This window comes from Nocardia sp. NPDC127579 (assembly GCF_042672005.1).
Lineage (GTDB): Bacteria > Actinomycetota > Actinomycetes > Mycobacteriales > Mycobacteriaceae > Nocardia.
Map to the genome: position 1 here is coordinate 1,677,075 of NZ_JBHXVZ010000001.1, position 23,039 is coordinate 1,700,113.

Annotated in this window: 23 protein-coding genes; 13 read left to right on the forward strand and 10 right to left on the reverse strand. The window is 68.3% G+C overall.

Annotation, left to right across the window (positions count from 1 at the left end; all coding sequences use genetic code 11):
- Window positions 1-12: 12 nt before the first annotated feature.
- Window positions 13-879 carry a MaoC family dehydratase gene (locus ACFVMC_RS07285; protein WP_379207882.1) on the reverse strand — a complete coding sequence of 289 codons (867 nt, stop codon included), beginning with the start codon at window positions 877-879 and terminating at the stop codon, window positions 13-15.
- The gene (locus ACFVMC_RS07290) at window positions 879-2,237 is read right to left on the reverse strand and encodes a 3-oxoacyl-ACP reductase (RefSeq protein WP_379207670.1); all 1,359 of its coding nucleotides are present in this window, start codon (window positions 2,235-2,237) and stop codon (window positions 879-881) included. Before ACFVMC_RS07290 ends, ACFVMC_RS07285 begins: the two co-directional genes overlap by 1 nt.
- 146 nt (window positions 2,238-2,383) lie before the next feature.
- Between ACFVMC_RS07290 and ACFVMC_RS07295 the strand changes: the two genes are divergently transcribed.
- On the forward strand, window positions 2,384-2,584 hold the full coding sequence (locus ACFVMC_RS07295; RefSeq protein WP_379207672.1) for a hypothetical protein: 201 nt from the start codon (window positions 2,384-2,386) through the stop codon (window positions 2,582-2,584).
- Between the two features lie 38 nt (window positions 2,585-2,622).
- Here the strand turns inward: ACFVMC_RS07295 and ACFVMC_RS07300 are convergent, their stop codons facing one another.
- Window positions 2,623-3,447 (reverse strand): helix-turn-helix domain-containing protein, encoded by an 825-nt coding sequence (locus ACFVMC_RS07300; RefSeq protein WP_379207674.1) that lies wholly within the window; start codon window positions 3,445-3,447, stop codon window positions 2,623-2,625.
- 80 nt (window positions 3,448-3,527) lie between these two features.
- Here ACFVMC_RS07300 and ACFVMC_RS07305 point away from each other — a divergent pair, with 80 nt between their 5' ends.
- Window positions 3,528-4,346 carry an alpha/beta fold hydrolase gene (locus tag ACFVMC_RS07305; protein WP_379207676.1) on the forward strand — a complete coding sequence of 273 codons (819 nt, stop codon included), beginning with the start codon at window positions 3,528-3,530 and terminating at the stop codon, window positions 4,344-4,346.
- Between the two features lie 112 nt (window positions 4,347-4,458).
- Window positions 4,459-5,772, forward strand: a complete 1,314-nt coding sequence (locus ACFVMC_RS07310) for an acetyl-CoA C-acetyltransferase (RefSeq protein WP_379207678.1) — start codon at window positions 4,459-4,461, stop codon at window positions 5,770-5,772.
- A 79-nt stretch (window positions 5,773-5,851) separates the two neighbouring features.
- On the opposite strand, the gene gnd is transcribed toward ACFVMC_RS07310, so the two are convergent.
- Window positions 5,852-6,880 (reverse strand): phosphogluconate dehydrogenase (NAD(+)-dependent, decarboxylating), encoded by a 1,029-nt coding sequence (gene gnd / locus ACFVMC_RS07315; RefSeq protein ID WP_379207679.1) that lies wholly within the window; start codon window positions 6,878-6,880, stop codon window positions 5,852-5,854.
- Between the two features lie 254 nt (window positions 6,881-7,134).
- Between gnd and ACFVMC_RS07320 the strand changes: the two genes are divergently transcribed.
- From ACFVMC_RS07320 to ACFVMC_RS07330, 3 genes are all read left to right on the forward strand, one after another.
- Window positions 7,135-9,069 (forward strand): VanW family protein, encoded by a 1,935-nt coding sequence (locus ACFVMC_RS07320; RefSeq protein ID WP_379207681.1) that lies wholly within the window; start codon window positions 7,135-7,137, stop codon window positions 9,067-9,069.
- Between the two features lie 84 nt (window positions 9,070-9,153).
- Window positions 9,154-9,579 (forward strand): DUF4234 domain-containing protein, encoded by a 426-nt coding sequence (locus tag ACFVMC_RS07325; RefSeq protein ID WP_379207682.1) that lies wholly within the window; start codon window positions 9,154-9,156, stop codon window positions 9,577-9,579.
- Between the two features lie 358 nt (window positions 9,580-9,937).
- Complete coding sequence (locus tag ACFVMC_RS07330; RefSeq protein ID WP_379207684.1) at window positions 9,938-10,201, forward strand: hypothetical protein; 264 nt, start codon at window positions 9,938-9,940, stop codon at window positions 10,199-10,201.
- A 65-nt stretch (window positions 10,202-10,266) separates the two neighbouring features.
- On the opposite strand, the gene ACFVMC_RS07335 is transcribed toward ACFVMC_RS07330, so the two are convergent.
- Together ACFVMC_RS07335 and ACFVMC_RS07340 are read right to left on the reverse strand one after the other, a co-directional pair.
- Window positions 10,267-11,349 (reverse strand): DUF4185 domain-containing protein, encoded by a 1,083-nt coding sequence (locus ACFVMC_RS07335; protein WP_379207686.1) that lies wholly within the window; start codon window positions 11,347-11,349, stop codon window positions 10,267-10,269.
- A 143-nt stretch (window positions 11,350-11,492) separates the two neighbouring features.
- Window positions 11,493-13,319 carry an acyl-CoA dehydrogenase gene (locus tag ACFVMC_RS07340; RefSeq protein WP_379207688.1) on the reverse strand — a complete coding sequence of 609 codons (1,827 nt, stop codon included), beginning with the start codon at window positions 13,317-13,319 and terminating at the stop codon, window positions 11,493-11,495.
- Between the two features lie 280 nt (window positions 13,320-13,599).
- Here ACFVMC_RS07340 and ACFVMC_RS07345 point away from each other — a divergent pair, with 280 nt between their 5' ends.
- The gene (locus tag ACFVMC_RS07345; protein WP_379207690.1) at window positions 13,600-14,196 is read left to right on the forward strand and encodes an alpha/beta family hydrolase; all 597 of its coding nucleotides are present in this window, start codon (window positions 13,600-13,602) and stop codon (window positions 14,194-14,196) included.
- Between the two features lie 21 nt (window positions 14,197-14,217).
- On the opposite strand, the gene ACFVMC_RS07350 is transcribed toward ACFVMC_RS07345, so the two are convergent.
- Window positions 14,218-14,892 (reverse strand): class I SAM-dependent methyltransferase, encoded by a 675-nt coding sequence (locus ACFVMC_RS07350; protein WP_379207692.1) that lies wholly within the window; start codon window positions 14,890-14,892, stop codon window positions 14,218-14,220.
- Window positions 14,893-15,076: 184 nt separating this feature from the next.
- Between ACFVMC_RS07350 and ACFVMC_RS07355 the strand changes: the two genes are divergently transcribed.
- Complete coding sequence (locus ACFVMC_RS07355) at window positions 15,077-16,519, forward strand: alpha/beta hydrolase (protein WP_379207694.1); 1,443 nt, start codon at window positions 15,077-15,079, stop codon at window positions 16,517-16,519.
- A 50-nt stretch (window positions 16,520-16,569) separates the two neighbouring features.
- On the opposite strand, the gene ACFVMC_RS07360 is transcribed toward ACFVMC_RS07355, so the two are convergent.
- Together ACFVMC_RS07360 and ACFVMC_RS07365 are read right to left on the reverse strand one after the other, a co-directional pair.
- Window positions 16,570-17,676, reverse strand: coding sequence for a DUF4185 domain-containing protein (locus ACFVMC_RS07360; protein WP_379207884.1), 1,107 nt, complete (start codon window positions 17,674-17,676; stop codon window positions 16,570-16,572).
- 172 nt (window positions 17,677-17,848) lie between these two features.
- Window positions 17,849-18,601, reverse strand: coding sequence for a crotonase/enoyl-CoA hydratase family protein (locus ACFVMC_RS07365; RefSeq protein ID WP_379207696.1), 753 nt, complete (start codon window positions 18,599-18,601; stop codon window positions 17,849-17,851).
- Window positions 18,602-18,719: 118 nt separating this feature from the next.
- On the opposite strand from ACFVMC_RS07365, the gene ACFVMC_RS07370 reads away from it, so the two are divergent.
- From ACFVMC_RS07370 to ACFVMC_RS07380, 3 genes are read left to right on the forward strand one after another with little or no spacing between them, the layout of a single operon-like run.
- Complete coding sequence (locus ACFVMC_RS07370) at window positions 18,720-20,219, forward strand: acetyl-CoA acetyltransferase (protein ID WP_379207697.1); 1,500 nt, start codon at window positions 18,720-18,722, stop codon at window positions 20,217-20,219.
- A gap of 11 nt (window positions 20,220-20,230) precedes the next feature.
- Window positions 20,231-20,995 (forward strand): crotonase/enoyl-CoA hydratase family protein, encoded by a 765-nt coding sequence (locus tag ACFVMC_RS07375; protein ID WP_379207699.1) that lies wholly within the window; start codon window positions 20,231-20,233, stop codon window positions 20,993-20,995.
- Window positions 20,996-20,999: 4 nt separating this feature from the next.
- A complete protein-coding gene (locus tag ACFVMC_RS07380) occupies window positions 21,000-21,704 on the forward strand; it encodes a TetR/AcrR family transcriptional regulator (RefSeq protein WP_379207701.1) in 705 nt (234 codons plus the stop codon).
- Here the strand turns inward: ACFVMC_RS07380 and ACFVMC_RS07385 are convergent.
- Complete coding sequence (locus ACFVMC_RS07385; protein ID WP_379207703.1) at window positions 21,644-22,426, reverse strand: alpha/beta fold hydrolase; 783 nt, start codon at window positions 22,424-22,426, stop codon at window positions 21,644-21,646. The genes ACFVMC_RS07380 and ACFVMC_RS07385 overlap by 61 nt on opposite strands.
- 101 nt (window positions 22,427-22,527) lie before the next feature.
- Here ACFVMC_RS07385 and ACFVMC_RS07390 point away from each other — a divergent pair, with 101 nt between their 5' ends.
- Entirely contained in the window at window positions 22,528-22,752 is a 225-nt protein-coding gene (locus tag ACFVMC_RS07390; RefSeq protein WP_379207704.1) for a hypothetical protein, read from the forward strand.
- The gene (locus tag ACFVMC_RS07395) at window positions 22,739-23,035 is read left to right on the forward strand and encodes a hypothetical protein (protein WP_379207706.1); all 297 of its coding nucleotides are present in this window, start codon (window positions 22,739-22,741) and stop codon (window positions 23,033-23,035) included. The genes ACFVMC_RS07390 and ACFVMC_RS07395 overlap by 14 nt, the downstream gene beginning before the upstream one ends.
- Window positions 23,036-23,039 lie beyond the last annotated feature (4 nt).

Consider the following 23,039-nt stretch of genomic DNA (forward strand, 5'->3'; position numbering starts at 1 on the left):
TTCCGCATAACCTCAGCGCAGGGTCGCCGTCAGATGCGGGTACCCCTTCTTCGGGTTGCGCAGCGCCAGATCCCAGCCACCCTCGACCTGATCGGCATAGACGTTCACCGTCGACGGCAGGAAGATCGGCTTACCGAACTTCACCGCGTAGGTGGCCTGCTCGGGCACCCGGCCCTCGATATTGGCCAGGATATTGGCCGCCGACCACATCCCGTGCGCGATCGGCTTCGGGAACCCGAAAGCCTTGGCGCCCAACGCGGAGGTGTGGATCGGGTTGTGATCCCCGGAGGCCGCCGCATAGCGGTTGATGATCTTCTGGTCCACCCGGAACTTGCGCATCGGCGGGGGCGGCACCTCGTCCGGCTTCGGTTCGGGCTTGGGCCCGCCCGACAGCGAGGTGCGCTGCTGGTGCAGGAAGGTGGTGACCTGCCGCCACACCAGTTCGCGGCCCACGTTCACCTCGGTGATCGCGTCGACCAGCAGCCCCTTCGGGTGCTCGCGCAGGTTCTCGATGTGGGTTCGGAAATCCAGCGGCTCGGCCACCGAGATCTCGCGGGTGCGCTCGATCCGGTTCTCCGCGTGCACCGCGCCGACCGCGACGAACGGGAAGTCACGAGCCACCACCAGTTGCATGGCCAGCGGGAAGCTGAGCACGAACGGGTAGGTCAGCGGCAGCGCGTCACCGAAACGCAGGCCGGTGGCCCGGCAGTAGGCGGCCAGGTGATCGGGATCGACCCGGAAACCGTCCAGCCGTACCACCCGGTCCGGCAGCTTGTTCGGGCGCGCCGAAAGCAGCGGCACCGGAACGGCGCCCAGGGCGGCTTTGACGAAAAGGCCGCTGTTCTTGGGTGGTTCGGTGAGCGTGATCATCTGCGTCATCATGCTCCGATCAGGGACTGCCCGCAGACGCGAACCACGTTGCCGCTCACCGCGTTCGAGGCCGGGCTGGCGAAGTAGGCGATGGTCTCGGCCACGTCGACGGTCTGCCCGCCCTGCAGCAGCGAGCTCATCAGTCGACCGGCCTCGCGGGTGCCGAGCGGGATGGCGGCGGTCATGGCGGTCTCGATGAAGCCCGGCGCGACGGCGTTGATGGTGATGCCCTTCTCGGCCAGCTTCGGCGCTTCGGCGTTCACCATGCCGATGACACCGGCCTTGGAGGCGCCGTAGTTGGTCTGGCCGCGGTTGCCCGCGATGCCCGCGATGGAGGACACGTCGATGACGCGGCCACCCTCCTTGAGCGCGCCGCGCGCCACCAAGCCCTCGGTGATCCGGTGCGGGGCAGCCAGATTCACGTTGATGACCGAGTTCCAGCGGCCCTCGTCCATGTTCGCGAGCAGCTTGTCGCGGGTGATGCCGGCGTTGTGCACGACGATGTCGATACCGCCGAAGCGTTCGGTGCAGAACTCGGCCAGCTTCTCCGCGGCGTCGGCGGCGGTGACGTCGAGTGCGAGCGCGGTGCCGCCGACCTTGTTGGCGGTCTGGGACAGCGCGTCACCGGCGGCGGGGATATCCGCCACCACGACGGTCGCGCCGTCGCGGGCGAACACCTCGGCGATGGTGGCGCCGATGCCGCGGGCCGCGCCGGTCACCACGGCGACCTTGCCGGCCAGCGGCTTGTCCCAGCTGGCGGGGGCCACGGAATCGGCCGAGCCGACCCGGATGACCTGGCCGTCGACGAACGCCGACTTGGCCGAGAGCAGGAAGCGCAGCGTGGATTCCAGACCGGTGGCCGCCGCCGAGGCGTCCGGGGACAGGTAGACCAGCTGAGCGGTGGAACCCTTCAGCAGTTCCTTGGCGACCGAGCGGGTGAAGCCCTCGAGCGCGCGCTGCGCGATCTGCTCGTCGACACTGCCGGTGAGTTCGGGGGTGGTGCCGATGACCACGATGCGGCCGGAGGCGCTCAGGCTGCGCATGGCGGGCTGGAAGAACTCGAACAGCTGCGAGAGGTCCTCGATGGACCCGATGCCGGTGGCATCGAAGACCAGCGCGCCGTACTTGGTGCCCTGGGTGAGCGAATCGGCGAAGGTGTAGTCGGACAACAGGTTTCGCACCGGCTCGGCGACCCGGCCCTTGCCGCCGACCAGTACCGGACCGGCGAGCGGCGGTTCGCCGGCTTTGTACCGGCGCAGGTTCTCCGGCTGCGGCAGGCCGAGCTTGCTGGCCAGGAACTGCCCGGGCGCGGAGTGGACGAACGATCCGTAGAGGTTGGGAGCACCCTTGCTCTTGCTGGCTGCCACAGTTCCTACCTTTGCTGTCGTGGTGGTGTCTCGTTCACCCCGGGGCTGATCTGCCCTCGCGACGGGGTACGGTGTCGACAATGAACTTACTCCAGAGTAAGTTGTTCGGCAAGTGACTCTGCAGGTCAGGGTGCGAGAATCGCCCGATGGACGACTACACCACCCACAAGCAGAGGGCCGAGGCGCTGCTCGCAGAGCTCACCGCCGCGCGGGAGATCAGCGAAGCGGAGCGACGAAACGTGATCGCGCAGGCACAGGCACATGCCGCGCTCGCGCAGGCGGAAGCGCAGCGGGAGACCGCGCAGGCGCTGCGTGCGATCGGGGCGGTGCCGCGCGCGGCGGTGTGAACGAACCGACCCGGCTCAGGTTCGCTCGTTCGTGGGAATCAGCTTGTCGGCCAGGCGATGTCGTCGATCGCAAGCCACGGTGCGCCGGCCACGCCGGTGGGGGTCAAATCGACAATCGACCTGATTCGACGGTGCAGATGGGACTGGTCGGCGTAGCCCGCCTCGGCGGCCACCTCCGCGGGTGGGCGCCCTGCGGCGAGGAGATGGGCGGCATGATCGAAGCGTACGAGTTCGCACGCGCGCTTCGGCGAAACTCCGAGATGAGCGCGGAACCGAGACCAGAGGCGCTGGCGCGTCCAGCCGGTCTCCACGGCGAGGTCATCGACGCGGAGCCGCCCCCTGGTGCGGACGGTCCGATTCCAGGCGTACGCGATCTCGGGCGCGACGCCGAATTCGCGGTTCGCCCGGCTGCGAAGGAATTCCGCGGCGATCGCGAATCGATCGTCCCAGGACGGCGTCGCGCGCAGCCGCTCGGTCAGGGCGGCAGCGCGGCTGCCCCACAGCTCCCGCAGCGGCGTCACGGTACCGCCGATGATTGCGGAGTCGCGGAGCATCGCCACGGCGACGACAGGAGACATCCGGATCTGTAGGACATCGCCTGCGCCCGCGCCGGCGATGCGTACGGCACCCGCATCGAGGCCGACGATCAGCTCACCTGTGACCGAGCGCCCGAACGGGTCGTGGACGACGATCTGCTCGCTGAGATCGAACAGCAGCGTGACCTGGGGATACGGGATCATCGTGAGATCGGCCGAGGCGCCGCTGTCGTATCGGAAACCCGCCATCGAGACGCCCGGAGCCGGTTGCCGGACGGGAACCGCGACATCGATCCGCCGCGATTTCCCTCGGCTCGTTGCGGTCATGGATCCAGGTTAGGCGGACCGCGGCGCAAGGCTGACATTCGTCCAATACGACGTCGCGATCTGCGACGAGGCTGTCGGGTATGACCAAATCGACTCCAGCGCAGACACAACGCTCGACGACAGTGCGCGGGTTGCACGTCGTCATCGACGGGAACCGGGCGGCTCCGCCCGTGCTGCTCATTCATGGCTCGGGCGCAACGGGTTCCACCTGGGCGGGGGTGGTGCCGACTCTGAGCCGGACACATCGGGTGATCACGATCGATCTGCCCGGATGCGGCCGGTCCGAGCCGGCCCCGACGTATACCGTTGCGGAGCAGGCGGATCGGATAGCCGCCGTATTGGACGAACTCGGCGTCCGACGCCTGAGAGTCGTCGGTCACTCCAGCGGAGGCTACGTCGGCACCGCCCTCGTAGAGGGTCGTCCCGACCTGGTCGACAAGTTGATCCTGCTGAGCACCGGGCCGAGCCCCGCGGCCCTGCTTCCCGAACCGGCCATCATCCGGATGCTCGTCGCGCCGCCGCTCGGGCCGCTCATCTGGTCGATCCGTAACGACTCGATGATCCGCCGCGGACTGGCGGCGACCGCGGCGGCCCCGATCACGGTGCCCGACGAGGTGGTCGCCGACCTGCGGAGAACCTCCTATCGAGCTTTCCGTGCGATTCTCGCCGCCAATATCGACTACATCGCCACCCGGTCGGTGCCGCAGCGACTCCTCGCCGCCGGAAAGCCCGTCTTCGTGATCTTCGGAGACTCCGACCCCCGGTGGGACCCGGCATCGGCGCACCAGTACACGTCGGTGCCGGGCGCCGAGCTGGAATATCTACGCGGAGTCGGGCATCTCGCGATGCTCGAGGACTGCGATGCTCTCGCCCTGAGCCTGGCCCGCGCACTCGAATAGCGAATCGTCACGGGTAGTGTCGACAAAGAACTTACTCAAGAGTAAGTTTAAGGTAACCAATCCCGGCGGGGCGTACTCCCCGCGGACATCCGACGAGACCGTGGAGACTCGAGTGACTAGCAAAGCCCGTTCGGCCAAGAAGCCTGTGAAGCAGCCGAAGCCCGTCGCGATCGTCGGCGGTAACCGGATTCCGTTCGCGCGCTCGGACAAGGCCTACGCGCACGCGTCCAATCAGGACATGTTCACCGCCGCGCTGGATGGTCTGGTCAGCCGGTTCAACCTGCAGGGCGAGCGCCTGGGCATGGTGGTCGGCGGCGCGGTGCTCAAGCGCGTCGGCGAGCACGGCCTGATCCGGGAGAGCGTGCTCGGCTCCAAGCTGAGCCCCTACACCCCGGCCCACGACCTGCAATTGGCCTGTGGCACCGGTCTTCAGTCCATCGTCACCGTCGGCGACGCGATTGCCGCGGGCCGCATCACGGCCGGCATCGGCGGCGGCACCGACACCACCTCCGACGCCCCGATCGGCGTCAGCGACAGCATGCGTGAATGGATGCTGGACGCCAACCGCGCCAAGACCAACAAGGACCGTCTCAAGCTGGTCGGGCAGCTGCGTCCGTCGATGGTCGGCATCGAGATCCCGCGCAACGCCGAACCGCGCACCGGCCTGTCGATGGGTGAGCACGCGGCCCTGACCGCCAAGGAATTCGGTGTCTCCCGCGAGGCGCAGGACGAGCTGGCCTACCTGTCGCACAAGAACATGTCCGCCGCCTACGACCGCGGTTTCTTCGACGACCTGATCACCCCCTTCCTCGGCCTGACCCGCGACGACAACCTGCGTCCCGGTTCCACCGTGGAGAAGCTGGCCACCCTGAAGCCGGTGTTCGGCGTCAAGGCCGGTGACGCCACCATGACCGCCGGCAACTCCACCCCGCTCACCGACGGCGCCTCCGCGGTGCTGCTGTCCTCGGAGGAGTGGGCCGCCGAACGCAACCTGCCCACCCTGGCCTACCTGGTCGACTCCGAGGTCGCCGCGGTCGACTACATCCACGGCCCCGACGGCCTGCTGATGGCGCCCACCTACGCGGTGCCGCGCATGCTGGCCCGAAACGGCCTGACCCTGCAGGACTTCGACTACTACGAGATCCACGAGGCGTTCGCCTCCGTGGTGCTGGCCACCCTGCAGGCCTGGGAGTCCGATCAGTACTGCAAGGAGCGTCTCGGCCTGGACGGCGCGCTGGGCGCCATCGACCGCTCCAAGCTCAATGTCAACGGCTCCTCGCTGGCGGCGGGCCACCCGTTCGCGGCGACCGGCGGCCGCATCGTCGCCTCCACCGCGAAGATGCTGGCGGAGAAGGGATCCGGCCGCGCGCTGATCTCCATCTGCGCCGCCGGTGGCCAGGGCGTCGTGGCGATCATCGAGCGCTGACCCGGTAGGACCGACCGCGCCCCCGGACCTCGCGTCCGGGGCGCGGTGTCGTTCGGGGCTCGAATCGGCGTGTATGTCGTTACGCGCCGGGCAATTCGTTGTGCCCGCCGAAGGCTTTGCGCATCGCGGAGAGCATCTTGTCCGCGTACAGCGCCTCGCCGCGCGAGGAGAACCGCTGGAACAGCGCGGCGGCGAGCACGGGGGCCGGAACGCCGACGTCGATCGCCGCGTCCAGGGTCCAGCGGCCCTCGCCGGAATCGGAAACCCGGCCGCTGAACGACTCCAGTGTCGGATCGGCGTACAGCGCGCCCGCGGTGAGGTCCAGCAGCCAGGAGGCGACCACCGACCCGCGTCGCCACACCTCGGTCACCTCCGGGACGTCGATGTCGTACCTGTAGTGCTCGGGATGCTCGAGCGGCGTCTCCTCGGCGGAGAACTGTCCGGTGTGCTGTGCCCCGATATCGGCTTGGTGCAAGATGTTCAGGCCCTCGGCGTATGCCGCCATCGCGCCGTATTCGATGCCGTTGTGCACCATCTTCACGAAATGCCCGGCCCCGGCGGGCCCGCAGTGCAGGTAACCCTGCTCGGCCTGGGACGGTTCGCCGGTGCGTCCGGGCGTGCGCGCCGCCGCTTCGACCCCTGGCGCGATCGACTTCAGCAGCGGGTCGAGGTATTTCACCGGTTCGGCCTCGCCGCCGATCATCAGGCAGAACCCGCGCGCCAAACCGAAGACGCCGCCGGAAGTTCCGATATCGACATAGTGAATGCCTTTGGGCCGCAGTGCTTTCGCCCGCTCGATATCGGCGTGGTAGCGGCTGTTGCCACCGTCGATGATGATGTCGCCGGGCTCGAGCGCCTGCGCCAGCTGATCCACCATCGCGCCGGTGGCACCCGCCGGGATCATGACCCACACCACTCGCGGGGTATCCAGTTTCGCCACGAACCCGGCCAGCTCGGTACTGCCGTCGAAACTGTTACCTAGCTCACCCCGCAGGGTTTCGATGTTCTCGGGATGGTGGTCGAGGCCGACGGCGGTGTGCCCGGCACGCACGACGCGACGCACGATATTGGCGCCCATTCGACCAAGTCCGATCATTCCCAGCTGCATGGCAACCCTCTCCGTCTCCGATGTGCGGCTGTGACGCGATCCACTCCGGCACCGATTGTCCCGCCCTCGCGGCCGCAAACCCGGTGAGGCGGGGTGTAACACGCGGCACGGGTCGCCGATAAACAGTTCGGCTCCGCGTAGTTGCCAGACCCCCGACCCGGCAACTGCGTGGAGCCTTTATCGTGAGCGGAGACTCGCATCGGCGAGTGCCTTTCACCTGGCTGTATTTTCGAGGACACGGGGAGGACGGGTTCGTGACGAACGAGTCGAGCACCGGACGCCACGACCACGGTCGAGGGCAGGGCGGCGAAGTCTCGCTGCGCCAGTTGCTCGCCGCCAACCGCACCGCGGCGACCGGATCGCCGGACGAATCGGCGACCGTGCCGATCCCGTCGGTGTCTCGACCGGGTCAGCGTGCCACCGCCGACCGGGTGGAGGATCCACCCACCGAGGTCCTGCGCCCGGTGCGCCCCGGCGGCGCCCCGCCCGGCTCCGGCGGCGGATGGAAATCCCCGGGCGCGCGCCGCATCGCCATCGCGGCGGGCGCACTGCTGGCGATCGGCGTCATCGGCTACGTCACCGATCTGGTGCGCTCCTCCGGCGAGGTGCCGCGCGGCACCGTGGTCGCGGGCATCGACATCGGCGGTATGGACAATGCCGCCGCCGACACCAAGTTGCGCGGCGCGCTCGCCGGGCGGTCCGGCCAGGCGCTCCCGATTCGCATCGGCGACGTGCAGACCGAGCTGACGCCCAGTGCCGCCGGGCTGGAGGTGGACTGGGACGCCACCTGGGCCGCGATCGACGATCAGCCGCTGAATCCGTTCACCCGGTTCGCGTCCATGTTCACCCGGCGCACCGTCCCGGTCACCAGCAAGGTCGACTCCGCGGCGCTGGATCAGCAGCTTTCCGCGCTGCGGGTGCACGACCGCCCGACGGTCGAGGGCACCATTCGATTCGACGGCGCCGACCCGGTCGCCGTGCCGCCGGTGCCGGGCCGCGAACTCGATCTGCCGCTGGCGCGCACCACCCTGATCGACCGGTGGATTCTCGGTGCCGCGCTCGAGCTGCCGGTGCACCCGGCCCCGGTGACGGTTCAGCCCGAGGCGCTGACCCGCGCCTTGAACGAGGTCGCGCAGCCCGCGGTGGCCGCCGAGGTCGTCTTCACGGGTAAGGACGCCACCGGAAAAGAAGCGAGCGCCAAGCTCGACCCGGCCCAGATCGCCACCATTCTCAGCTTCGCCCCCGACGGCCAAGGCGGTTTGGCGGCCAAATACGACCAGGCCGCCGCGACCGCGCTGCTGGCGCCGCAGCTGGCCCCGACCGAGGTCGAGCCGAAGGACGCCACCTTCGCCCTGGCCGGCGGGGGAGCCCGGGTCGTACCCGCCGTCACCGGCAACAAGGTCAACTGGCCGAAGACACTGGAAAAGCTTCCGCTCCTGTTGATTTCGCCGGATCAGCGCGCCGCCGAGGCGGTCTACGAGAAGGTCGAGCCGAAGCTCACCACCGAGGCCGCCAACGCGCTGAAGATCGTCGAGCCGATGGGGTCGTTCACCACCGGCGGCTTCAGCGGCCCCTCGGGCGTGAATATCCGTACCGTCGCGGCGAAGGTCAATGGCGCCGTGGTGCGGCCGGGAGATGTCTTCTCGCTCAACGATTTCACCGGCCCGCGTGGTGTCGCCGAGGGCTATGTCGAGTCGGGCATCATCGACCACGGGCGGCCCAGTACCGCGGTGGGCGGCGGGATCAGCCAGTTCGCCACGACGCTGTACAACGCCGCCTATTTCGCCGGGCTCGAGGATGCCGGGCACACCGAGCACAGCTACTACATCTCCCGGTATCCGGCCGCGCGTGAGGCCACGGTGTTCGACGGCGCCATCGATCTCAAATTCCGCAACAACACCCAGAGCGGCATCTACATCGAAACGCTGGCGACCGGTTCGGATATCACCGTGCGGATCTGGGGCACCAAGACGGTCGAGGTCGAGTCGATCACCGGTGAGAAATCCAAACCGACCGAACCCAATACGGTGAAACTTCCCAAGGGCAAGGATTGCATCGCCTCCGAGGGCGCCGACGGTTTCACGATCTCCGATACCCGGGTGATCAAGGACCGCAAGTCCGGCAAGGAGATCTCGCGCCACACCCGCACCGTCAAGTACGACCCCATCCCGATCGTGCAGTGCGAATAAGCTGGGCGCACAACGGCTTTTTCTCCCGCGTCGGGAATTTCGATCTCAGGTCTGGTACTTTCCTGCGCGGGGGAGGTTCCATCCGTGGTGCCGAACCCGGCATGTCCGGATGATGACAGGATCGAAATGACCACCACCCAAACCATCTCACCGATTCAGCGCCGCAACCCGTTGTTGACGTGGCTGGTGTTCCCGCTGATCACGCTGGGAATCTATTTTCTCGTCTGGTATTACAAGATTCACCGTGAGATGGCCGATCTCCGTCGTGACACGGACGCGCCGGTCGCCGGTCCGATGTTGGTGATGATCTTCCTCGGCTGGACCGGTATCGGCGCGCTGATCAGCTTCTGGCGCACCGGCTCCCGGATCGCGCAGGCGCAGGAATCCGCGGGCTTGGAAGCCACCTGCAAGCCGGTGATCGGGTTCTTGCTGAACCTCGTCCTCGGCCTCGGCATCCTGTACTACCAGCAGGAATTGAACAAGATCGCTGATCGAACCGCCGCTCAGTAAGCGGAGAGCGAATTCTCGACGAGCCCGGGTCCGAATGGATCCGGGCTCGTGTGTTTCGGGCCGGCCGACACTCGCGCACCAAATGCTGTGAGCCAGCTCTCAAGAATTGCTGACAAATCGCTGGAGTCGGTGTGGGCGGCACTGTATTCGAACTCGGCGACATCGTGTTCGGCTACATTGCCCGAGAATTTGCAATCGAAGTGTGTCGATATGAGATCCCCGCAATTCTAGGGCAATTCGAGTCTTTCACGCCGATAATTCGAATACTTCGAGGTCGAAAGCTCGCGTGATAGAACATGATCAGTCGGTTGCAGCTCGGCAGCCGGCCAAGAGCAATTCTTTTAGGGGAAGTCTTTCAATGCGCAAGATTCGTACGTTCGGTATCGCTGTGGCCACCGCCGGTCTCCTGTTCTCCGGTGCGGGTGTCGCTGCCGCGGCCGACGAGACTCCGGTGGGCACCGGCTCGGCGACCCTGCTGACCGCCCTGCTCACCGGGTCGGCCGAGGCGCCCGCCGGCACCGAGACCGTCGCGGACGAACCCACCACCGGTTCGGCGTCCCCGCAGATGCTGGAGCTGCTGACCAAGCTGATCACCGGTTCCGCGGCCACCCCGGAGGAGTGACAGCCGCCTGAACGCCCGATGCCCTCCTCGCTCACGCGAGGAGGGCATCGTCGTTTCGCCGGGATCTACAGCGGCGTGCGCATGAGCAGCACGTTGTACTGACTGTGCACCGTGAGCAGGAAGTACAGATCGCTCCCGGTCTGATACGGGAAGATCATCGGGGCGTAGGCGGTGGGCAGCTCGGGAGCCGCGATGAGCACGCGCGGTTCGCTCCACGGCCCCTCCGGCGCGGGCGCGGTGCGCAGCACCACCGAATTGAACGGATCGGTGGTCAGCATGACGAATCGGCCCAGGTGCTCGTTCCACATCACCGACTGCTCGGCGACCCCGCCCACGATCGGCGCGGCCGCCCGGACGTCGCGCTTCCATGCCGTGCCGTCCCAATACTCGTAGGCATCGATATCGGCGATCTCGGGTTCGGCCGCGCGCGAGATGAATCCGGGATTGTCCCGGCCCGCCGGGGTGCCGTAGCGGTAGATGAATCCATCGTGTTTGACGAAGGCGTTCTGCTGGAAGTTCTCGTAGCCGTCGACATTCGCGCGGCGGGTGGTGGGTAGTTGCGTCCAGGTCTGCCCGCCGTCGCCGGAGGCCGCGAGGGTGGAGAAATTGGTGCTCCACTTGCCGTGGGCGCCCCACTCCCGCACCGACATCATGCTCATGTACTGGGTGCCCCCGGACGAAATACCCGCTGTCGGAATGAGACTGATCTCGACGCCGGGAATCTTGGGGCTGGGCAACGGATTCGGCACCACGCTGTCGAAGTGGATGCCCTGTGCCGGATCCTTGGTGGTGCTGCGGAACAGCATGTTCGAACTCCAGGCCCACCAACTGCCCGCGAACAGATTGGGCATCCCGAGTCCCGCGCTGTCGCCGAACGCGGTGAGCATGCGGCCACCGCCGTCGTCCCACATGATGCCGAGGTCGGTGCCGAGCATATTGACCTTCTCGGTCTGGTTCGGGCTGTCCATGCCGGTCATCTGGAACACGGCCCGAGTCGGGCCGGGCAGCTGCGGCAGGCCGTTCCAGCCGTTGATCCCGGGGATCGGGTTGATGTTGTTGGGATCGGCGGACGCCGGGTTGGTGAGCACGAGCGAGAGGGCGGCGACGCACGCACCGGCTTTGACCAGTGTGGCCAGCGATCGTTTCATCCGGAGTGTCCCCTTCTGTGGCGGTCGGCGTGCTCATTCTGCCCTCCGCACCGGCCCCGGCGCGTGACCCGACACAGCAGAGCGGCCCGGGACGAATCCCGGGCCGCTCGGTCAGCTCTTCGATTGTGCTCGGCTCAGCGGCCTCAGAAGGCGGCTTCGTCCAGCTCCATGATGTCGTTGTCCAGGTTCGCCAGCACCGCGCGGGTGGCGGTGAGCTCCGGCAGCACATTGCGCGCGAAGAACTGCGCGGTCGCGATCTTGCCCTGGTAGAACGCCTCGTCCGAGCCGTTGTCGAGCGCGGAGATGGCGACCTCGGCGCCGCGCAGCAGCTGCCAGCCGATGAGCAGGTCACCGACGGCCATCAGGAAGCGCACCGAACCCAGGCCGACCTTGTACAGCTCCTTCGGGTCCTCCTGCGCGCCCATCAGGTGGCCGGTCAGAGTGGCGGCCATGCCCTGCACGTCCTCCAGCGCGGTGGCCAGCAGCTTGCGCTCGGCCTTGAGCCGGCCGTTGCCCGCCTCGGACTCGATGAACTTCTGCACCTGGCCGGCCACGTGGGCCAGGGCCACGCCGCGGTCGCGGGCGATCTTGCGGAAGAAGAAGTCCTGCGCCTGGATGGCGGTGGTGCCCTCGTACAGCGAGTCGATCTTGGCGTCGCGGATGTACTGCTCGATCGGGTAGTCCTGGAGGAAGCCGGAGCCACCGAAGGTCTGCAGCGATTCGGTCAGGTACTGGTAGGCCCGCTCGGAACCGACGCCCTTGACGATCGGCAGCAGCAGATCGTTGACGCGGAACGCGGTGTCGGCGTCCGCACCCGAGACCAGGGCGGCGATGTCGTCGTTCTGGTGCGCGGCGGTGTAGAGGTAGATCGCGCGCAGACCCTCGGCGTAGGCCTTCTGCAACGCCAGCGAACGGCGCACGTCCGGGTGGTGGGTGATGGTGACGCGGGGCGCGGCCTTGTCGGTCATCTGGGTGAGATCCGCACCCTGGACCCGCTGCTTGGCGTAGTCCAGCGCGTTCAGGTAACCGGTGGACAGGGTCGCGATGGCCTTGGTGCCGACCATCATGCGCGCGTTCTCGATGACGTCGAACATCTGCGCGATGCCGTTGTGCACCTCGCCGACCAGCCAGCCCTTGGCGGGCACGCCGTGACCACCGAAGGTGACCTCACAGGTGGCCGAGACCTTGATACCCATCTTGTGCTCGACATTGGTGACGAAGACGCCGTTGCGGTCGCCCTTGGTCTGGGTGTCGAAGTCGAAGTGCCACTTCGGCACGTAGAACAGCGACAGGCCCTTGGTGCCGGGGCCGGCGCCCTCGGGGCGGGCCAGCACCAGGTGCATGATGTTCTCGAACAGGTCGTCGGAGTCGCCCGAGGTGATGAAGCGCTTGACGCCCTCGATGTGCCAGGAGCCGTCCTCCTGCTTGACGGCCTTGGTACGACCGGCGCCGACATCGGAACCGGCGTCCGGCTCGGTCAGCACCATGGTGGCGCCCCAGTTGCGCTCCGCGATGATCGAAGCCCACTTCTTCTGCTCATCGGTGCCGTTGTTGTAGAAGACCTCAGCGAAACCGGCGCCGGCGGCGTACATCTGCGCGGGCGGGTTGGCGCCCAGGATCATCTCGCCCAGCGCCCAGCCGACAACGCTGGGGGCGCCGAGGCCGCCGAGCTCCTCACGCACCGGGACCTTGGCCCAACCGGCGTCTTCGAGCGCCCTGTAGGACTTCTTGAAGGACTCGGGGAGGGTGACGACGTGAGTGTTCGGGTCGAAGACCGGCGGGTTGCGGTCGCCGTCGACGAAGGAGTCGGCGAGCGGGCCCTCGGCCAGGCGACGCACCTCGCTCAGCATCTCCTTGACGGTGTCGGTGTCCAGGTCGCCGTAGGCGCCGCTGTCCAGGAGCGAACCCAGGCCGAGCACCTCGAAGAGGTTGAATTCGAGGTCGCGGACGTTGCTCTTGTAGTGACCCATGTCTGTCTCACTCTCCGTTGAGTCGGGGTGCGGTCGGTGTGTGCCGTTCCCGCCCGTTGTGCGCCTCCGGGTAGCCGTGACTTGCTACTCGCGGGTAACTTACTAAGCATATTACCGGTGAGTAATCAGCGCGGCAAAGGTTCCGGCGGCCAATGTGACGCGAAAGACACTGCGGCGCATTGCCCCTGGTTGAAGCGACGAGTAAAGGGAAGAAACGACGTTGCCGCAGGTCCGTCGCCCGCCGTGGGGCTCACCGATTGCTGGCGGGTTACGGTGAGGTGTGCACATCGAGACGAGCGCCGGACCGGCCGAGATCGAGCTCGACAAGCCGCGTTCCCCGACCTTCCTGCTGCTGCTGACCCACGGGTCCGGCGGCGGCGTCGACGCCGAAGACCTTGTGGCCGTGCGTGATACGGCCCTCGAACTGGGCGGTGCGGTAGCGCTGGTGACCCAGCCCTACCGAGTCGCCGGTCGCCGAGCGCCCGGCTCGGCGATCAAGCAGGACGAAGCCTGGCTGGAGGTCGTCGCCGCGCTGCGCAAGAAGGTGCGTAAGCCCCCGCTGATCCAGGGCGGGCGCAGCAACGGGGCCCGCGTCGCCTGCCGCACGGCCCGCGCGGCCGGGGCGCGCGGCGTGCTCGCTCTCTCGTACCCGCTGCATCCGCCGGGCAAGCCGGAGAAATCGCGGCGCGACGAGCTACTGGCCGCCGGGGACATCCCGGTGGTGGTGATCAACGGCGGCAGCGACCCCTTCGGCATCCCCGACCCGGCCGACGCCGCCGAGGTCAAGGTGATCGCCGGGCAGCCGCACTCGTTCCGCACCGGATTCGAGGTCATCCAGGCGACCGTCGAACCCTGGTTGCGCCGCTGGTCGCAGTGACACCCGCTCAGCGTCGAGGTCTCAGGCGTCCGGCGCGCGCCGGGTGGCCAGGACGAGGGCGTCGATCGCGTCGCGGCCCTCGGTCGGGCGGTAGACGCGGTCGGCGAGCCGGACTCGGAGGTGCTCGGCCTCCGGGCCCAGGTCGGCGGCGATATCGTCCGGGGTGAACAGGATCGCCGGATCCTGCGGGCCGCCGTACCCATCGGTGAGATTCGTGGCGTCGTGGCCGAGGACCAGCAGGGTCCCATCGGGGGCGAGCAGATTCGCGGCCCGGCGCAGCAGTGCGCGGCGCTGCTCGGCGGGCAGATGCAGGAACACCATCAGCACCAGTTCGTACGGGCCCGTCAACCCGGCCGCCGCGGGCTCGGTGACATCGGCGCAGTGCCAGCTGATCCGGCTGCGCACCGAGCGCGACAGGCGGGTCGCGACCGTGCGCCCCTTGTCGATGCCGACCTGCGAATAGTCGATCGCGTCCACCTGCCAGCCGTGCGTGGCCAGCCACAGCGCGTTGCGTCCTTCGCCGCAGGCCAGATCCAGTGCCCGCGGATGCTCCGGTACGGGCCCGTCCGGCGTGTCCGGCCGCAGGGTGATCGCCCGCTCCAGCCCGTACACATGCTCGACCACGGTGCTGTTCGGCGGCGCACCCCACACCAGCTCACTCTGTGCGTACCGCGCGTCCCAATCCGCCGCTTCCATGCCCGAAAGTCTATTGGCCGCCCGCGACCATCTCGCGTACTGCGGCGTCACGGGTGCTCGACGACGATGCTGTTCCAGCGCACCACATCGCCATGGCGGCGGCGCGAGGTCCAGTACCCCAGGGGGACCCTGATCAATCGCCGGTGTGATGTGAGGTGGCGTCCGGTGCCTCGATGATCGGGGTATGTCGTTGTCTCGCAAGCTTTGTGCGGTCGTGCTCGCCGCCGTTCTCGGTGCCGGCCTGCTCGCCGCGTGCGCTCCGCCCGAGGGTTCGGAATCCGCGCTGACCTGGCAAGCCTGTGCCGAGGATGCCGGGTTCGAGTGCGCGCGACTGTCGGTGCCGATCGACTGGTCGGAGCCAGGCGGGGTGCGTATCGATCTGGCGGTCGTCCGGGACCGGGCCGATGCCGCCGGCGGTCCCGTCGGAACCTTGATCTCGCTGCCGGGCGGTCCCGGTAGCTCCGGTGTCGACCAGATCATCGACGGCACACCGGGGTTCTCGCCGGAACTGCGCGAGCGTTTCGACATCGTCAGCATCGATCCGCGCGGCGTGCGCCGTAGTAGCCCCGTGCGCTGTGATCGGGGGCTGGCGTTCGGGCGGCCGAATCTCGTGCCCGACGCGGGCGGTCGGTTCGAGTTGGTGCGCGCCTACGCCGAGGAGCTGGCGGCCAGCTGCCGGGAACAAACTGGCCCGCTGCTCGATCATCTCGATGCCGAGAGCACCGCGCGGGATCTGGAGGCCCTGCGAATCGCGTTGGGGGAGCGGCAGATCAGTCTCTACAGCCGGTCCTACGGCACCATGCCCGCACAGCGGTACGCGGAGCTCTTCCCGCAGCGACTAAGGGCCTCGCTGCTGGACAGCGTGGACGATCACAGCCTCGGCGGTGCCGAGTTCCTGGCGACCGAGGCGCGCGCGGGGCAGGACACCTTTGCCGAATTCGTGTCCTGGTGTGACCGCGATGAGCGGTGTGTCCTGCGCGGATCGGATCTGCACGGCAGCTACGGCGAGTTGTTCGCGGCGGCCATCCGGGGCGAATTGCGCGCCGTCTCCGGCGCGCCGCTGGCACCGCTGGATCTGAGTTCGGCTGTGACACAGCGTCTCTACGGGCCGCAGTGGGAGGAGCTGGCGAAGGATTTACAGGCGCTGTCCGCCCAGCCGCGCGGTGGCGCTGCATTGCCGACGCAGCCGCGCCGGACCGGGGAGGTGGTGGAATTCCCGGGGGTCATCCTCTGCTCGGATTGGGTATTCGATATCGCGGATCAAGCGCAATGGCAACGACTTTGGCGTGCTCAGCGCGACAACGCGCGCACGCTGGGCGCGCACTTCGCCTGGGGTGCCGGGAGTCTGTGCGCCGGTTGGCCGGTCGCGCCGAAGAATCCGCCGCATCGTCCGAGCATCGAGAACGGGCCGCCGATCCTGATCCTCAACTCCCGCCACGATCCGGCGACTCCGCACGAGTGGGCGGTTCAGGTCGCGGCCCAGACGCCCCGCGCCGCCCTGCTCACCTATGCCGGGTGGGGGCACGGCATCTACAACCGCTCAGCCTGCACGATGTCGGCTGCCGACCGCTACCTGGTCGATCTCCGCCTGCCTGTGAGCGATACCTGCCCGGCCGAAAACCGTTGATACAGCGAACGGCGGCCTCCGGGACGGGAGGCCGCCGTTCGCAGCGGAATTCAGAGGGTGGTGCGCATCAGCAGGACGTTGTACTGGCTGTGCACCGTGGTGAGGAAGTACAGGTCACGCCCGGTTTGATACGGGAAGATCGCGGGCGCGTAGGCGGTGGGCAGTTCGCGGGTGTCGATCAGCACCTCGGGCCCGCTCCACGGCCCCTCCGGGGAAGGGGCTCGGCGCATCACGACGGAATTGAACGGGTCGGTGGTGAGCGAAACGAATTGTCCGAGATAGTCGTTCCACATCACCGACAGTTCGCCGACGCCGCCCATGATCGGCGCGGCCGCGTCGACATCGCCGCGTTTCCAGCCGCCGCCGTCCCAGTACTCGTAGGCGCCGAGGTCGCCCATCGCGGGCTCCGGCACCCGGGCGACGAACGCCGCGTTGTTGCGCCCGTCGGGTGTGCCGTAGACGTAGACGAAACCGCCGCTCTTCAGGAAGGCGTTCATCTGGAAGTTGCGGTGGCCGCCCTCGTTGGGCCGCCGGGTGGCGGGCAGTTCCATCCAGGTCTCACCGTTGTCGCCGGAGACGGCGAGCCCGGAGTAGTTGGTGGTCCACTGGCCGACGTCGTCCCAGCTGGCCACCGACATCAGGCTCATGTATTGCGCGCCGTCGGCCGAGATGCCGGCGGTCGGGATGCGGCTGATCTCCAGGAACGGGATCTTCGGGCTGGGGATCAGGTCGCGCGCCTGCCCGAAGACATCGCGGACGACGCTGTCGAAATAGATGCCGTTGGCCGGGTTCTGGGTGTGGCTGCGCACCAGGATATTGCTGCGCCACGCCCAGGTGCTGCCGGAGAGCAGGTTCGGGAAGCCGAGACCGGCGGTGTCGCCGAAGGCGGTGAGCATTTCGCCGCGGCCGTTGTCCCACATGATGCCCAGGTCGGTGCCGAGCACGTTGTAGGTGTGGGTGCTGTTGGGGCTGGCCATGCCCGTCACCTGGAAGACGGCCTTGCTCCGGCCGGGCAGGTGCGGAAGCCCGTTGGTGCCGTTGAGCACCGGGATCGGATTGATCGCGTTGGGATTCGCCGCGGCCGGAGCGCTGACGGTCAATAGCACGGCCGTGGCGCCCGCGACCGTCGACAGCAGGATCGATGCGGTCTTGTGCAAGTCGGTGAAGCCCTCCGGATCACGCCGAAGCGGGCACACCGACACAGACCTCGTGATGTGTCTTGCACCACACTACGACTGGCTGGGCAGATCGACCGGAATGCTAACAGCAGGATGACTCGGAATTGTGGTGGGCATCACCATCATGCGAAATTGATATGTGCAGGTGCGCCTACTGTTTGCCGGAGCCGCGGGCCAGGCGCAGGATGAGCGGCAGCTGGGTGGCGCGTTCCCGGGCGAAGGTGCGTCGCGCGGACGCCTGCCAGGACCGGTCGAACAGGCGCTTGGCCCCGGCTACCGCGTGCGGTGAACGGGTCGCGATCCGGTCGGCGAGCTGTTCCGCGGCCGCCGCCGGGTCGGCGACCACCTCGGTGATCAGGCCGACGCGCGCCGCGTATTCGGCGTCCACGACATCGGCGGTCATGGTCAGCAGGAGCGCCTGGTCGATGCCGATGAGCTGCGACAGCGTGGCCGCGCCGGTCATATCGGGCACCAGGCCGTGCTTGGCCTCCATGACCGAGAACTCCGCGTCGGGGGTGGCGAAGCGGATGTCGGCGGCCAGCGCGATCTGGAGTCCGCCGCCGAAGCAGCGGCCGTGCACGGCCGCGATCACGGGCACGCGCAGCCGGCGCCAGGCCCAGCACGCTTCCTGGAAGGTGTTGGTGCCGCGCCAGGGCAGCGGTACGAACGCGCGCACGATCGCCAGTGGATCGCTGGTGGCCTTGGCGATATCGAGTCCGCTGCTGAAACTCGGGCCGTTGCCGGTCAGGATGACGGCTCGGACGTCGGTGTTCCGGTCGATGCGATGTGCGGCGTCGATCAATCCGCGCAGCATTTCGAGGGTGAGGCCGTTGTGCTTGTCGGGACGATCGAGGGCGACATAGGCCCGATCCTGCGCGAATCTCAGCGCGATGGGGGAGCTCATTCCCGGATCTTACCCGCGAGTCAGTTAGTCGGCATCGACCATTGCCAGGGCTGGTTCGGCTCTGTTCTAATCGAGGTCGGTTCCCGTCAGCGTTGACGGGAACTGGAGCGGAGGAACAATGCTGCCAGCCGGAATCGACCCGCGCACACCGGTTCTCGTCGGTGCCGGCCAGGTCGTGCACCGGGCCGCAGACCCGGGCCTGCTCGGTCCGGTCGCCCTCGCCGCCGAAGCGCTGCGCCGGGCCGGGGCCGACAGCGGCGCCGGTGACCGGCTGCTCCGCTCGGCTGACCTGGTCGCCGCCGTCGCGCCCGTCAGCAAGCCCTACCCCGATCTCGGCGCGCTGGTCGCCGCGGAACTCGGCGCCGACCCCAAGCGGACGGTGCAGTCCGCACGGTTCGGCGGCGACGCGCCGCAGCGGCTGCTCAACACCGTCGCCCAGGCCATCGCCGACGGGCGCTGCGAGGTCGCCCTGATCGCCGGAGCCGAGGCCGTCGCGTCCTGGAATTCCGCGAAACGTACCGGTAGCCCAGTGGATTGGCCGGAGCAGCCCGAAACCGGCTGCGAGATCATCGGTTCCGAGCGCGGGCCGAACTCCGAAATGGAGACAGCCGCCGGGATGTGGGGGCCGGTCTACTTCTACGCGCTCATGGAAACCGCCCTGCGGTCCCGGCTGGGTCTCAGCGAAACCGACCACCAGGCGCGAATCGGTGGCCTCTGGTCCCGGCTGTCCGAGGTCGCCGCGGGCAATCCGTACGCGTGGCAGCCGACCGCGCACACCGCGCGGGAACTCACCACACCCACACCCGCGAACCGTATGGTGTCGACCCCGTATCCGAAACTCTTGATCGCCAACCTGACCGTGGATCTCGGTGCGGGCCTGATCCTGTGCAGCGCGGCCGCCGCCGACGCGGCGGGCGTCCCACACGATCGCTGGATCTTCCCACACGGCGGCGCCACCGCGACCGACGAGTGGTTCGTCACCGAGCGCGCGGACATGAGCGTCTCACCCGCCATCGGCGCGGCCGGCCGGGCGGCGCTGGGCCACGCGGGCATCGGCATCGACGAGGTGGCCCAGGTCGACCTGTACTCCTGCTTCCCGGTCGCGGTGCAGGTCGCTGCCGAGGCGCTCGGCCTGCCGCTCGACGACCCGGCGCGCCCGCTCTCGGTCACCGGCGGGCTCACCTTCGCGGGCGGCGCGGGCAACAACTACACGACCCATTCGATCGCGACCCTGGTCGGGCGGCTGCGGGAGCGGCCGGACGAATACGGCCTGGCCACCGCCCTCGGCTGGTACATCACCAAGCACGGTGTGGGCCTCTACTCGGCGAAACCGCCTGCGCGCCAATTCCGTTCGATCGAGGCCGAGGTGCCTCCGGCGCGCCGGGCGGTCGCGCCGGACTACACCGGCCCCGTCACCGTCGAGGCGTACACCGTCGTCTATCGCAAGGCGCGCGACGGCGGCGACGAACCCGAAGCCGTCGTGATCAGCGCCCTGAACCCCGACGGCGCCCGCATCCTGGTGCGGGCTTCGGAGACCGACACCATCACGGCGTGCACCGACGGCGATCCGCTCGGCGCGGCCGCCGAACTCACCGCCGGCAAGCTCACCCTGTTCTGAGAGGAAACCCCATGTCCGACTTGGTATCGGTCGAACGGCGCGACGGCGTCACCGTGCTGACCATCAATCGCCCCGAGGCCCGCAACGCCATCAATCTGGCCGCCGCGCAGGCCATCGAGGCGGCCGTCGACGAGTTCGAGGCCGACGAGTCCGCGCGGGTGCTGGTGCTGACCGGCGCCGGTGAGACTTTCAGCGCGGGAATGGATCTGGTTGCCGCGACCAAGGGCGAGATGCCGATGACCCAGCGCCGCGGTCCGCTCGGTCTCACCGCGAAGCCGCCGGTCAAGCCGATGATCGCGGCGGTCGAGGGCTTCGCGCTGGCAGGCGGATTCGAGCTCGCGCTCGCGGCCGACCTGATCGTCTCGGCCGAGAACGCGCAGTTCGGCATCCCCGAGGTGAAGCGCGGACTGGTGGCGGTCGGCGGCGGCGTGCTGCGGCTGACCCAGCGGCTGCCGCGCAGCATGGCGGCCGAGCTGGCGCTGACCGGCGGGCGGATCGGGGCCGGTCGGCTGTATCGGCTGGGGCTGGTCAATCGGCTGACCGAGCCGGGCGGCGCGCTCGCCGGCGCGCTGGCCATGGCGGCCGAGATCGTGGCCGCAGCGCCGCTGGCGGTGGCCGCCAGCAAGCGCATCATCGACGAGTCGCCGGACTGGTCGGCCGACGAGGCATTCGCCAAGCAAGGTGAGATCGCCTTGCCCGCACTGCTTTCCAAGGATGCCGCCGAGGGCGCGCTGGCGTTCGCGCAGAAGCGTGAGCCGCAGTGGCAGGGACGCTGATTCGATGAGCGGGCGCGTCCGGGAGACGCAGGCGCAGCGCAGCGCGCGCATGCGCACCCGCCTCCTGGACGCGGCCGTGCAGAGCCTGGTCGACGACGGCTACTCCGGCACCACGACCTTGGCGGTGCAGAAGCGCGCGGGCGTGCCGCGCGGCACCCTCCAGCATCATTTTCCGACCAAGGCCGATCTGCTGGCCGGTGCGGTCGAACATCTGGCCGCGCGTCGGCTGGATCAGCTGTCGAGGGAATTCGAGGCCATTGCGGCCGACGTCGATCGCCTGGTGGTCGCCCTCGATCTCACCGCCCGCATGCTCGACGGCCCGTCCTTCCTTGCGGCGCTGGAGATCTGGGTGGGCGCCCGCACGGACCCCGATCTGCTGGCGGCGTTCCTGCCGCTCGAAGGGCGGCTGTTCGAGCTGATGCACACCAGCATCCGCGATGTCTTCCGCACCGAATTCCCGGACGACCCACGGGTTCCCACCATCACCGAGTTCACCATCGAGATCATGACTGGTCTGGCCATGCGCGCCCTGCTCACCGGCGATGTGGATCGTAACCGCACCGTGCGGGAGCGATGGACGACCGCGGTGCGCATCCTGCTGGGCACAGCGGCACCGGAATCACTCACCGCGCCAAGGAAATCCGATGATCAGTCGGCTCGGGCCGCGGTGTCGAGCAGCACCTGGGCGCAGCCGCCGGGATCGTCGTAGAACGGAGTGTGCCCGCTGCCGTGCAGGGTGACGTGTGCCGCGCCGGGCAGCAGCGTCCGCGCGCGGCGGCTCTGGGTGCGGTAGGTGAGCAGGACGTCGCGATTGCCCCAGGCGATGGTGACCGGGAGTGCGGCGAGTGCGCCGAGGTCGGGCAGGTGCGCTTCGCGGAACGAGTCCAGGGCGGGCCGGAAGCCCGGGGCCTGTGCGCCGTGCGCGGTGTCGATGGCGGTCTGCGGATCCACCGCCCACGCTTTGCCGAAGACCAGCGTCAGGAACAGAGTGCGGCCCGCTGCGGTGCCGAGGATGGCGGGTATCACCGCGCCGAGTGGGCCGAGCAAGTCGGCCGAGCGGCCCAGTGACTGCTGGCACCAGATGCGACCGGCCTTGTCCCAGAAGCCGATCGGCGAATACGCGGTGACCGAGCGGGCCAGCCCGCGTGCGGCGAGCCGCAGCGTGATCAGGCCACCCATCGAATTGCCCGCCAGGTGTGGTCGCTGAATATCTTGTGCGGCAAGGAAATCCGCAAGCGCGTCGGTGAGTGTGTCGACCGTGGTGTGCGGGAGCGGGGCGGAGCCGCCGAAGCCCGGCAGATCGACCGCGATCACCTCGTAGGACCGCGCGAGCGTGTCGATGATGGGCTCCCACACCTGCCAGCGGCTGCCGACCCCGTGCACCAGCACCAGCGGTTCGCCCGCGCCGACCCGGCGATGATTCAACGTCATGCTCGCCCCTCCTACTGGCAACAGGCCAACAGTATCGTAACGACCCGGCCCCGACCGGGAAAGCGCTGGCAGAAAGCCGGTTCGTCGGTACGATAAAAGGTATGGCAACACGTAAGGTCACTCTCTCGCTGGACGAGGCGGCCTGGTCGTACGCCGAACAGGCAGCGGCCCGGGCCGGTATGTCACCGTCCGCGTGGATCTCCAAGGCGGCCCGCCGCGAAGCGGTCCGCACCGGGGTCGGCCCGCTCACCGATGTGAGCGCGCAGGCCGCCGCCGACGAGGCGGAACTCGCCGCCGCCGAGAAGGAGCTGCGTGCGCAGGGGTGAACTGTGGACCTACCACCCGCACGGCTCGACCCGGCAGCGCACCATCGTCCTGATCAGCAGCGACGGCATCCATGATTCGCCGCGCCGCTGGCTGATCGCCGCCGAGATCATGGCTGAGGACCCGAAGGACATTCTCGCGGTCACCGTTCCCGGTCACGGGTGGGTGCACGCGGGCAATATCGGCCGCATCTACCGCGACTGGCTGGCCGACCGGGTCGACGAGATGACACCCGAGGTGATCGATCGGCTCGACACCGCACTGCGCGCGGCCATGGACCTGTGACGCT

Coding starts and splice junctions, on each gene's coding strand:
- ACFVMC_RS07285 (WP_379207882.1), bottom strand. CDS start 879: ATGACGCAGATGATCACGCTCACCGAACCACCCAAGAACAGCGGCCTT.
- ACFVMC_RS07295 (WP_379207672.1), top strand. CDS start 2,384: ATGGACGACTACACCACCCACAAGCAGAGGGCCGAGGCGCTGCTCGCA.
- ACFVMC_RS07300 (WP_379207674.1), bottom strand. CDS start 3,447: ATGACCGCAACGAGCCGAGGGAAATCGCGGCGGATCGATGTCGCGGTT.
- ACFVMC_RS07305 (WP_379207676.1), top strand. CDS start 3,528: ATGACCAAATCGACTCCAGCGCAGACACAACGCTCGACGACAGTGCGC.
- gnd (WP_379207679.1), bottom strand. CDS start 6,880: ATGCAGCTGGGAATGATCGGACTTGGTCGAATGGGCGCCAATATCGTG.
- ACFVMC_RS07330 (WP_379207684.1), top strand. CDS start 9,938: ATGCGCAAGATTCGTACGTTCGGTATCGCTGTGGCCACCGCCGGTCTC.
- ACFVMC_RS07335 (WP_379207686.1), bottom strand. CDS start 11,349: ATGAAACGATCGCTGGCCACACTGGTCAAAGCCGGTGCGTGCGTCGCC.
- ACFVMC_RS07340 (WP_379207688.1), bottom strand. CDS start 13,319: ATGGGTCACTACAAGAGCAACGTCCGCGACCTCGAATTCAACCTCTTC.
- ACFVMC_RS07350 (WP_379207692.1), bottom strand. CDS start 14,892: ATGGAAGCGGCGGATTGGGACGCGCGGTACGCACAGAGTGAGCTGGTG.
- ACFVMC_RS07355 (WP_379207694.1), top strand. CDS start 15,077: ATGTCGTTGTCTCGCAAGCTTTGTGCGGTCGTGCTCGCCGCCGTTCTC.
- ACFVMC_RS07365 (WP_379207696.1), bottom strand. CDS start 18,601: ATGAGCTCCCCCATCGCGCTGAGATTCGCGCAGGATCGGGCCTATGTC.
- ACFVMC_RS07370 (WP_379207697.1), top strand. CDS start 18,720: ATGCTGCCAGCCGGAATCGACCCGCGCACACCGGTTCTCGTCGGTGCC.
- ACFVMC_RS07375 (WP_379207699.1), top strand. CDS start 20,231: ATGTCCGACTTGGTATCGGTCGAACGGCGCGACGGCGTCACCGTGCTG.
- ACFVMC_RS07380 (WP_379207701.1), top strand. CDS start 21,000: ATGAGCGGGCGCGTCCGGGAGACGCAGGCGCAGCGCAGCGCGCGCATG.
- ACFVMC_RS07385 (WP_379207703.1), bottom strand. CDS start 22,426: ATGACGTTGAATCATCGCCGGGTCGGCGCGGGCGAACCGCTGGTGCTG.
- ACFVMC_RS07390 (WP_379207704.1), top strand. CDS start 22,528: ATGGCAACACGTAAGGTCACTCTCTCGCTGGACGAGGCGGCCTGGTCG.